Source organism: Desulfobaculum sp., assembly GCF_054921475.1.
In genome coordinates this window covers 1-10,320 of sequence record NZ_JBUDSW010000123.1, presented here as the reverse complement: position 1 = coordinate 10,320, position 10,320 = coordinate 1, and the positions used below count along the sequence as shown (strand labels likewise).

The 10,320-nt window shown below is 61.6% G+C and carries 11 protein-coding genes; 8 read left to right on the top strand and 3 right to left on the bottom strand.

Features of this window, described 5'->3' with window-relative positions; genetic code table 11:
* Positions 1 to 674 (top strand): DNA translocase FtsK (locus ACY69P_RS09470; protein WP_462327286.1); only part of this gene is annotated, 674 nt, incomplete at its 5' end.
* A 248-nt stretch (positions 675 to 922) separates the two neighbouring features.
* Here ACY69P_RS09470 and ACY69P_RS09465 read toward each other — a convergent pair.
* Positions 923 to 1,468 carry an L-2-amino-thiazoline-4-carboxylic acid hydrolase gene (locus ACY69P_RS09465; RefSeq protein ID WP_462327285.1) on the bottom strand — a complete coding sequence of 182 codons (546 nt, stop codon included), beginning with the start codon at positions 1,466 to 1,468 and terminating at the stop codon, positions 923 to 925.
* A 187-nt stretch (positions 1,469 to 1,655) separates the two neighbouring features.
* Between ACY69P_RS09465 and ACY69P_RS09460 the strand changes: the two genes are divergently transcribed.
* Together ACY69P_RS09460 and ACY69P_RS09455 are read left to right on the top strand one after the other, a co-directional pair.
* Positions 1,656 to 2,330, top strand: coding sequence for a LolA family protein (locus ACY69P_RS09460; RefSeq protein ID WP_459899900.1), 675 nt, complete (start codon positions 1,656 to 1,658; stop codon positions 2,328 to 2,330).
* A gap of 16 nt (positions 2,331 to 2,346) precedes the next feature.
* Positions 2,347 to 2,946: a hypothetical protein gene (locus ACY69P_RS09455; protein WP_462327284.1), complete on the top strand. Its 600-nt coding sequence runs from the start codon at positions 2,347 to 2,349 to the stop codon at positions 2,944 to 2,946.
* A 97-nt stretch (positions 2,947 to 3,043) separates the two neighbouring features.
* On the opposite strand, the gene ACY69P_RS09450 is transcribed toward ACY69P_RS09455, so the two are convergent.
* Entirely contained in the window at positions 3,044 to 4,156 is a 1,113-nt protein-coding gene (locus tag ACY69P_RS09450) for a pseudouridine synthase (RefSeq protein ID WP_462327283.1), read from the bottom strand.
* Between the two features lie 9 nt (positions 4,157 to 4,165).
* The gene (gene yedF / locus ACY69P_RS09445) at positions 4,166 to 4,789 is read right to left on the bottom strand and encodes a sulfurtransferase-like selenium metabolism protein YedF (protein WP_459899903.1); all 624 of its coding nucleotides are present in this window, start codon (positions 4,787 to 4,789) and stop codon (positions 4,166 to 4,168) included.
* A gap of 485 nt (positions 4,790 to 5,274) precedes the next feature.
* Between yedF and ACY69P_RS09440 the strand changes: the two genes are divergently transcribed.
* From ACY69P_RS09440 to ACY69P_RS09420, 5 genes are all read left to right on the top strand, one after another.
* Positions 5,275 to 7,065, top strand: a complete 1,791-nt coding sequence (locus ACY69P_RS09440) for an ABC transporter ATP-binding protein (protein ID WP_462327282.1) — start codon at positions 5,275 to 5,277, stop codon at positions 7,063 to 7,065.
* A gap of 3 nt (positions 7,066 to 7,068) precedes the next feature.
* Positions 7,069 to 7,707 carry a lysophospholipid acyltransferase family protein gene (locus ACY69P_RS09435; protein WP_462327281.1) on the top strand — a complete coding sequence of 213 codons (639 nt, stop codon included), beginning with the start codon at positions 7,069 to 7,071 and terminating at the stop codon, positions 7,705 to 7,707.
* The gene (locus ACY69P_RS09430; protein ID WP_462327280.1) at positions 7,694 to 8,626 is read left to right on the top strand and encodes a polysaccharide deacetylase family protein; all 933 of its coding nucleotides are present in this window, start codon (positions 7,694 to 7,696) and stop codon (positions 8,624 to 8,626) included. Before ACY69P_RS09435 ends, ACY69P_RS09430 begins: the two co-directional genes overlap by 14 nt.
* Positions 8,627 to 9,535: a lysophospholipid acyltransferase family protein gene (locus ACY69P_RS09425; RefSeq protein ID WP_462327279.1), complete on the top strand. Its 909-nt coding sequence runs from the start codon at positions 8,627 to 8,629 to the stop codon at positions 9,533 to 9,535. It begins immediately after the preceding gene.
* Positions 9,536 to 9,912: 377 nt separating this feature from the next.
* The coding region (locus ACY69P_RS09420) for a CHASE2 domain-containing protein (protein WP_462327278.1) at positions 9,913 to 10,320 on the top strand (408 nt) is incomplete at its 3' end.

Here is a 10,320-nt window from a genome sequence, read left to right as displayed (position 1 = left end):
AGACCATCCCGTACCTTGTTATTGTTATTGACGAGCTTGCGGACCTGATGCTGACGGCGCGCAAGGAAGTGGAAACGTCCATCGTGCGGCTGGCGCAGCTGGCGCGTGCGGCGGGTATTCATATGATTCTGGCAACGCAGCGCCCCTCCGTGGACGTTGTGACCGGCCTCATCAAGGCGAACTTCCCCAGCCGTATTGCCTTTACCGTGACCTCGCCACAGGACTCGCGCACCATTTTGGACAGCGTGGGCGCCAACCATCTGCTGGGCAAGGGCGATATGCTCTTTAAGCCCGGTGGCGGCAAGCACAACCGCGTGCACGGTGCACTGGTGGACGAGGACGAAATCGGCAATATCATCGAGTACTGGGAAGCCAAGGCCAAGCCCGAGTTCGACCTCGACTTCGGCCAATGGTCCAAGGACGGCGACGCCGGTAACGGCGGCGCAGGTGGCAACGGCGGTGGTGGCGGCGACGGCATCCCCGACGACCCCATCTATGCCGAGGCCGTGGAATTCGTGATGGAGCAGGGCAAAGCGTCCATCTCCCTCATTCAGCGCCGCTTCCGCATCGGCTTTAACCGCGCGGCCCGCTTTGTCGAACAGATGGAGCAGGACGGCGTGGTTGGTCCCGCCGACGGCAGCAAGCCCCGCAAGGTTATTGTGGGACGCGAATAGGCGCGCCGCCCAGCGGTTTGCCTTTGGAAAACACATAAAACGGCCCGGTTACCATGTGTATGGTAGCCGGGCCGTTTGCTTTTTCGGAGGGTGGGGCGCTTGGCGCGTCAGGAGCAGGGCGGCTTCCCACGGTGTGGGAGCCGCTGTGCATGCCGAGTTGTGGACGGCGCGGTGCATTGGCTCCGGGCTGTTTGGGACGGGCACCCAGTCGCCCGCCGGAGGGCGCCCGCATGGGGCCGCGCTTTCGCCTAGCTTGCCGGAGGCGAGGACGAGGACGAAGTAGCGCGCGTGGGCGGGGCCTCGTCGCTAAAGGTGCGGTCCTCGGTCCAGACATACCGGAAGGGACACATTCCCCCGCCCGTACTGATGGTGGTGGCGCGGGCCAATTGCAGATGCGGGGAATAGCCCTTGGCAAAGGCAAGGTCGCGACGGCACGAGATGGTCCATGCCAGCTCCGGCGAGAGCCCCATTTCCTTGATGTACATGTGCGCGTACTGGCAGCGGGTGATGTCCAGCGCAAAGACGTCGCCCTGAATTTCGCGCCTGTCGATATCCAGGGCATTTCCGGCGCGCATCAGGTCGATGAAGGTTGCAAAGTGCTCAAGGCTGGGGCCGTTTGGCGCGGCGGCGGCAAAGCGCTTTCCGGCGGCCTCCGCCTCGGCGTCCACGGCTTCTCCGATGAGGGCGAGGGCCTTTTCGTCCCCGAAGCGTTGCGACAGCACGGCAAACATGCGCGCCATCATCTGAGCTTCCACCCGGCGACGCTCCAACTGGGATAGCGGCGGATGTGTCATGGATTCCCTCCGGTTGCAAATGCACAAGACCAATCAAAGTGGCGCGGGCCGTCATCCTTGCGCCATGCCACGTGGTGTGGCATCTGGACATTTGGACGAAACCCGTGCATTCCTGTCGGGAAACACACTGTAATTTTTACAGCTTTTCACTATGAACTGCAACAACTCAACGAACTTCGGAGGACACATGCGCCAACGCAGTATCGTGGCGATACTGGTCGCGCTGATGCTCTGGGCATCTGGCGGGGCCGTTTGTGCACAGGAAAGCGCGCCCGCTGGCGATGCAGCGGAGATAACCGCACGCATGCAGGAGAAATACGAGGCCCTGACGGGCTTTTCTGCGGACATCGTGCAACGCCTGACCAACGCTGCAAACGGTTCAACGCAAACGCGCACCGGGGCGCTGGCCTTCAAGAATCCCTCGCTGGTGCGCTGGCAGACGGCCACACCGGAGCAGGAGCTTCTGGTGGTGGGGCAGGACGCGGTGTGGGACTATTTCCCCGAGGAAGGAACGGCCTATCGCTACACGGTGGAGCAGGTGCTCGGCTCCAAGACCATGCTCCGCTTTTTGTCCGGAAAGGCCCGGCTGGACGAGGAATTCTACGTGACGCCCCAAGGCCGCGAGGATGGCTACATCAAGCTGGAACTCATTCCCCACACGCCGGAATCCAACCTTGTGCAGGCTTATCTGTGGCTGACGCCGGAGAGCTTTTTGCTGCGCCGGGTGGTTATTGTCGACTTTTTTGGCAATGAGAACGACGTCACATTGACCAAGCTGCATCTGAATCCAGATTTTCCGGACGGACATTTTACCTTCACGCCGCCGGAAGACGTGGAAATCGTGGAGAACAGCAAGCCATAGGACGGTGCGCCCCTGCGTGTGCAAACTTGATTTGACCACGGCCTATCCGCAGTACTACTCGGCGGAGCCTCGCCCGCATTTGGTTGATTTTCCGCCTGCTGCCTACCTGTGCGCCAATGGACAGGGCAGACCGGGCGGGCACGAGTTTGAGCGGATGGCCGCCGCAGTGACGGCTCTTGCCTACGGGGTGAAGCATCTGGCGCGCGAGGAAGGCCGCGACTTCTACATGCCCAAGCTGGAATCCCTGTGGTGGGGCGATGGCGGCGCGGATGTGCTGGAGACGTTGCCGGAGCGCTGTAACTGGAAACTCCTGCTGCGTATGCCGGAATTCGTCTCCTCGCGCAGTGTGGAGGCTGTGCGGCCCGAGGTCGTCGTGCGCAAACAAAACTCGGACATCCTCGACGTGCGCTTCGAGCATTTGGAAGAGGGCGCGTCGATGCAGATGCTGCACGTTGGCCCGCCGGACAGTCTGCCCCAAGCGGTGCACGCCTTGCGCGCCGCGCTTGCCGAACGCGGTTTTACGCCGTGCGGGCCTCTGCATTGCCTCTACCTCTCAGACCGCAAAAAATCCTCACCCCAGCGCCGCCGCATCATCATCCGGTATCCGGTGGGGTGAGCCGTGCTCCGCGCCCCTCGCGCACAAAGAAAAGGCACCCGTTGTGGGTGCCTTTTGTCGTTTGGCCTGTGGAAAATAAGACGCGTGAGCGGCTGGACTAGCGTTCGCCGGAGCGTTTGCCTTTGCCCGGGCGTGTGGGGCGCCCGCCGCGTGGGCGGCCACCGCCAGAATCGCCGGGGCGGTCAGTGCCGCGCCGGTTGTCTGGGCTGGGCCTGCCGGAGCGGGGCCCTGCGGGGCGGGCTTTGCCTCCGCGCGGAGCTTCGCCGTAAGGGCGAGTTTCACCTGTTGCGCGGCGTGGTTTGTCGCCTTGGGGAGCTTTGCCCTGTTTGCCGCCGTGGCCGGGCTTTTCGGAAGATGGCGCACCGGAGGGAGCGCCGCCCTGCGACGGGGCCGGGGCGGGCATGTCCACAGCAGTCAGCAGGGCCGTGCGTTCGGCGTGCGTGAGTTCGCGGGCCTTGCCCTTGGGCAGACGGCCAAGGCGGACCGGACCCTGTGCAATGCGCTCCAGCCGGAGGATGGTCAGGCCAAGGTCGCGGCACATGCGCCGGATTTGGCGGTTGACGCCCTGAATGAGCGTCATGGTCAGCAGAATTCCCTCGCCGCCGTCGCGGCTGGCCTCAACAGGCACTGGCGCAAGGCGTTCGCCTTCGGCCAGCGTCATGCCTTTGCGCATCACGTCCAGCTTGTCTTCGGTAACGCCGCCGCGGACGCGGACGTTGTAGACCTTGGGCAGGTGCCAGCGGGGGTGCGTCAGGCGGTTGGTCAGCTCGCCGTCCGTGGTGAGGAGCAAAAGCCCCTGCGAGTAGTAGTCCAACCGGCCAACGGGAAAGACCCGGCGTCCCCGCTTGGCCGGGGGCAGCAGGTCCAGCACCGTTCGGCGGCCCTGCGGGTCGCGCGCGGTGGTGACGACCTCCACGGGTTTGTTCATGACGAGGTAGACATGCTCTTCCTGTCCGGGGACGGGAATGCTCACGGGAGAGCCGTTGACCTCTACCACATCGGTGGCGGGGTCGATGCGCAGACCGGGCTGGTCCGCGGGCTGGCCATTGACGCGCACGGCTCCGCTGGCCACCAACTCGTCGGCGGCGCGGCGGGAACAGACTCCGGCCATGGCTAAGGCGCGGTTGATGCGCAGCAATGTCGGGGAATCGGAAGCGGGCGTCTCCGCAGAGGCGGGACGCCCGGAAGATTTCGGGGTGTTCTTGGGCATGCCCCGTAACTAGACGTTAATGACCTTGGTGGCAAGCTGAAGACTCGTCACCACGTCCAGCATGTTGGTGGTTTCGCCAACGGCCTTCTGACTCAGCAGGCCAAAATGATCCAGACAGGTGCCGCAGACCAGCACGGTTGCGCCCATGCGCTCCAGCTCCTGAATCTTTTCGCAGCACGGATTGCCGGCTATGGCCAGCTTGACGCCGCCGTTTACGAGCACAACGCGCCACAGCTCCTCGCCAAACTCCGGCAGAGTAGCCAAAAAGTTCAGCATCAGCTTGGAGCCAAGCTCATCGTCACCGCCGCCCAGCACGTCGCGCTGGATGAACACCGTCACCTTTTGGTCCACGGCGGCAAGCTCGGCGGAGCTCATAATCTGGCAGGCTTCGCATTCTGCGCCATCCTGTGCGGCGGCCTCAAGGCGCCCGGTAATCATCCAGCCACCTTCGGTCTCCGTAACGGAAGCCGCATAGCCCTTGGTTCCAATGAACCGGCTCACGTTCTCCTTGGCGGCTTCATTGTCAACAATAACGGCGAATTCGGCCGGAGCCTCGGCCTCAATGTGCTTTTTTGCGGTCAGGACGGGTTGCGGACAGGGTAGGCCTTTGCAGTCGAGTATATTCTTTGTCATTATGCGGGGTCTCCTTAATCCATGTATGGAAACGCGAGAATGCCAGCGGGTCAAATTGATAGTTCCGATTGCAATGCCCCAAACGCATAGACAAACCTGCTCACAGCGCAAAGCCTTGCGGCGCGGGCGTTTGTTTGTACCCCGGGGTGATTGGGCGTGGAGAAGCCGCCCTACGCGCCAACGCGTGACAGCCCGGAGAGCAGGGCGCGAGCACGCGTAGGGGGACACGGGGCAGGGATATCCCCGGCTGCCGGCGGATGCGCCGGTTGCGCCGCGAAGCCTCTTTTATTTAAGGACATGTCCGCTACGCCTTCGCGCGGCCCACGCGCACAAGCCCCGCACCCCCACAATGCCCGGGCGCAGCGGGCGCGCTCCGGAATTTCCTCTGGATTTCGAGGCGGGAATCCTTTATCTGTACGCGTTTGCGCGCGTTGCCGCATCCTGCGGTTCTCGCACAAAGACAAGATCATCCTTCGGGAGTATACGTGGCAAAGCAATACGATAGAAAGGTCAAGAGCATCCCGCTTCTCAAGCGCTCTCTGGGATATTTTACCCCATACAAATTCCGCATTTTTCTGGCCGTTATCTCCATGGCCATCGTGGCCGCCTGTTCCGGCGCGGCCGCATACCTCGTCAAGCCTGCCTTTGACGATATCTTCGGCAACAAAAACGAGCAGGCCCTGCTTATTATCCCCGCAGCATACGTTGCGGTTTTCCTCATCAAGGGTGTTTTCCGCTACCTGCAGAACTTCGAAATGCGCATGTGCGGCCTCAAGGTGTTGGAAACACTGCGTAATGAGCTGCACGACAAGATGATGCACCTGCCCGTTGGCTTCTTTGAGGAGCAGCAGGTGGGCAACCTGATGTCGCGCATCACCATGGACGTCTCCATGATTCGCAACAGCCTGCCGTCCATCGTTATGCTTATCCGGCAGGCGCTGGAGATGGTGGGGCTTATTTGCGTGGCGTTCTATCAGGAGCCCTTTTTGGCCTGCATCGCGCTTGTTGGCTTTCCTCTTGCCGTTTATCCGGTTGTTTTCTTTGGTAAAAAGCTGCGCAAAATTGGCCGCAAGAACCAGAGCAAAATTGCGGATATCAACGTCATCCTGCAGGAAATCTTTAACGGCATCCGCGTGGTGAAGGCCTTTGCCAACGAAGAGCGCGAAACCGAAAAGTTCGCCAAGGAAAACAACAGGCTGGTCAAAATTGCCGGAAAGGAAGTCGTGTTCAGCGAGCTGTCCTCCCCGGTGATGGACCTTGTGGGCGCTGTAGGGACCGCATTTGTTATGTGGTACGGCGGCACGCAGGTTATTGAAGGCGCGACCACGCCGGGTTCGTTCTTTTCTTTCCTCGTCGCGGTGGGCCTCATGTACGCCCCGGTGAAGAAGCTGAACAGCGCGAATATGGAGATTCAGCGCGCCCTTGCCGGTGCAGAACGCGTATTCGACATCCTCGATTCCCCGGAGTACACCATTGAGCAGGACGGCTCCGCCATTTTGGAGGGCGACTTCAAGGAACTCCACCTTGAGGGCGTAACCCTGCATTATCCTGGATGCGAGGCTCCTGCGCTGGACAACGTGACGCTGTCCGTGAAGGCGGGCGAGCAGGTGGCCCTTGTGGGCCCAAGCGGCGCGGGCAAGACCACGCTGGTCAATATGATTCCGCGCTTCTACACGCCGCAGTCCGGCCAGATTTTCTTAAATGGCCGCAACGTGGACGAATACACGCTGGCCTCCCTGCGCCGGAACATCGGCATCGTCAGTCAGGATACGTTCCTGTTCAATGCCTCGGTTTTGGAGAACATCGCCTATGGCAACGATTCTCCGGATCCGGACGTGGTGCGAAAGTGTACGGAGATGGCCTATGCCGACGGGTTTATTCAGGAATTGCCCGCAGGCTACGATACCGTGCTTGGCGAGCGCGGCACCAAGATTTCCGGTGGGCAGAAGCAGCGCGTGGCCATCGCCCGCGCCCTGTACCAGGACCCGCAGCTTCTTATCCTTGACGAGGCCACCAGCGCGCTGGACACCCACGCCGAGCGCAAGGTGCAGGCCGCCCTTGAAAACCTGATGCACAACCGGACCAGCATCGTCATTGCCCACCGTCTGTCCACCATTCTTGGTGCGGACAAGATTGTGGTGATGGAGAGCGGACGCATCGTGGCGCAGGGCACCCATGCCGAGCTTTTGGAATCCTGCGGCCTGTATGCCCAGCTCTACAACATGCAGTTCAAAAATGCCGGGCCTTCTGGCGAGGCCCCGGACGAGGCCGAATAGCCCATGAAAATCCCTCTTCATCCTGAAGTCGTCTCCCTGCCGTTGTCGTGGCTGTACCGTTTGTGGACGGCCACCATCCGGGTGCGTGCGGAAAACATGGAGCCGCTGCAGGACATTTGGGAGCGCGAAGGCTCCATTGTGCTGGCGTGCTGGCACAACGAGCTGTTTATCTTCCCCAAGCTGCGCGCACGTACGCGCAGCAGGTGGGTGGGTATTGTCAGCCTCAGCAAGGACGGCACCATCGCTACCCGCATGCTGAACCACCTTGGTGTGGACATCTGCCAAGGTTCATCCAGCCGCGGCGGAGTGCGCGCGCTTATGGGCGCATGCCGCATGGTGCGAAAGCAGGGCAGGCAGGGCTTTATCACCGTGGATGGCCCGCGCGGCCCCCGGCACGAGGTGAAGGACGGCGTGTTTTATCTGGCCCAAAAAGCCCGTTCGCCTATTGTTCCGGCGCGCGTTGTCCCTTCCCGGGCCAAGGTTTTTGACCGCTCGTGGGATAAATTCATCCTGCCGCTGCCGTTTTCCAGTTGCCGCATCATCTTTGGCGAGCCGTATCACGTGTCCGAGGCCAAACTCACCGACGAGGTGCTGGCCGAGGAGCGCCGTAAACTCAAGGAAAAACTGGATGCTCTGGTCTAAGTGCGTTGGCCGCTCCTCCGTGCCGGTGCTGTGCTATCACAATATTGATGGCAACGGCATGCCGTGGGCCGCGTTTACGCGCCAGATGCTGTGGCTCAAGGCGCATGGCATCCGCACCATCAGCTTGGACCGGCTGGAGCGTTTTTTGGATGGCGAGGCACTGTCTGCGCCATCGGTCTGCGTCACGTTCGACGACGGTTTTCGAGACCTGTACACCCGCGTCGCGCCGTTTTTCCGTGAACATGGTCTGCACGCCACGGTGTTCATCATCAACAACCGCATCCGGCCCGAGGATGAATCCGGCGTGGATGAGCCCATTATCGCCCATGAGGCGCACCGGGACTTTTTGGTCACTGGCGCGCGCGGGGCGTGGATGAGCGAGAGTGAAATCCGCTCCATCATGGCGGACGGCACCTTTGCCATTGGCAGCCACTCCACCACCCACGTTATGGGGAGTATGCCCCCGTGGCAAAAGCCGGAAAAGCCCGACCACTGGGCCTATGCGCGCTGGCATGCCGGGCTGGAGCAGGGCGAACCGCCGCGTATGGTGCCGGAATTCACCGCGCATTTGTATCTGGCGGACAAGGAGCGTCTGGAGACGGACGACGAATTTTTCGCGCGCGTTCAGGATAACCTCAGCGCCAGCCGTGGCGACCTGGAAAAGCGCTTTGGCGCGCAGGTGACAACCCTTGGCTGGCCGTGGGGCGCCGCGCATCCTATTGCGGTGGAAGCCGCGCAGGCCGCAGGTTTTCGCCTGCTCTTTACACTGGAGAACGGCCCGGTCGCGCCCGGAACATCGCCCGCGCACATCTGCCGTTTGGAAGTCCGCCGCAAAAAAGGCCCCAGCTGGTTCAAAAGCCGCGTTGCCATCTACAGCCGCAAGACCATAGCGGCCCTCTACGCATGGATGAGAATCTAGATGAAAGAGATTGTTTACCAGGGGCTTGCCCGGGCAGGGCAGACCATGAGCTTTGAGACGGCGGCCCGCGCAGGAGAGCGCCTTGGCGACCTGCTGTGGACCGTGCTCCCCGAGCGCCGCAAGATGGCGACGGAAGGCATGATGCGTCACCTTGACCTGCCGCGCCCCATTGCGGAAGCCACGGCGCGCCGCAGTTTCCGAAACAGCGGCCGCTCGTTTTTGGAGATATTTCTCTCCAGCCGCGTGGATTGGCGCTTTGTGCAGGATCGGCTGAGCATCGCCACGCCAGAGTCCTTCCAGAAGATTCGCGATCTCGACAGGCCCGCCATCGCCGCAACGGCCCATATGGGGGCCTGGGAGCTTCTTGCGGGCATTTTCCAACTCTTTATACGTCGAAGCCCCAAACAAATCGTTGTACGGCGTCCTAAGGACGAAGCGTTGCACAGGCTGATGACGGAATTGCGCAGCAAGTCCGATGTGGACGTGCTGGCGCACCGCATGGCGGCCCCCAAGGTACTGCGTTGCCTGCGGCAGGGCGGAATGACGGGATTTTTGGTGGACCATAACTGCAGCACCAGCGAAGCCGTGTTCTTGCCCTTTCTCAAGGACTTTGCGGCGGTGAATATGGGGCCGGCGCTCCTTGCTGTGCGCGCCAAGGCCTGCATTTGCCCCATTTTTATGCTCCGCGATGAGAAAGGCGGCTATGTTATCCACAGTGAGGATTACCTTGATACCCGCGAATTGGAAGGCTCCAGAGAGGAGCGCGTCCAGAAAGCCGCAGAGTTTTACACAGGGGCTGTGACGCGGATTATCCGCAAATTCCCCGATCAATGGTACTGGATGCACCGCAGATGGAAGACCCAGCCCCCGGAAGGCTGGCAGTACTCCGGACCACTGCTTCAAAGTTGAAGCTCCACTTGAAGGAAGAGCATAAGGCAGCCAAATGGCTGCCTTTTTTTGTGGCGCAGCGCGGGGCGAGCGGTTGTGATGCGGCGTTTGCCGCCGGCGAAGGCAACGCCTCCCACCCGGCGCGCCAAGGGGTGCCCTTTGGCGCGGGGAGTGGTATGCTGAAGCCTCTTGGTCTGTTGGGCGATGGCGCTCGTGGGCTGGCGCCACTGTGGCCTGCTGTCACTGTCGGATGAACGCCGCTTTGGCTGTGGGAGTCCACAGAGGCCCTGATTGACCGCGTGAGGCAGTGGAAGAAGCCCACTGCGCGGAGAAAATGCCGCCGAGAATTGCCCGGAGCCAACGTTTTTCATCTTCACCCCAGCCGATGAGAGGGCACCATGACCGAGAAGGGGCGCTTCAAAACGGTGATGAAACGCCTGCTGGGCGGGCGACTGCCCGTATTCCTCACGGGCCTTGCGTTTTCCGTGCTTGTGGCGTGGTTGTATGTGCGCCAGCCGTATTTTCTCAGGCTGCTGGACCTCAAGCTCTATGACGTCATGCTGCAGCAGACGCATACCCCGGCGACAACGGGGGTGCCGGTTGTGGTGGACCTCGATGAACGTACGCTGTCGAAGTATGGCCAGTGGCCGTGGCCGCGCTACCGTGTGGCCCTGCTTTTAGCGCGGCTGCGGGATGCCGGGGCGCGGGTGGTGGCGCTGGATATTCTTTTTGCGGAGGCGGACCGTACCTCCCCCGTGGTGCTCAAGAAGGAGCTGCGGCGCGATTTGAATGTGGAGGTTGAGTTC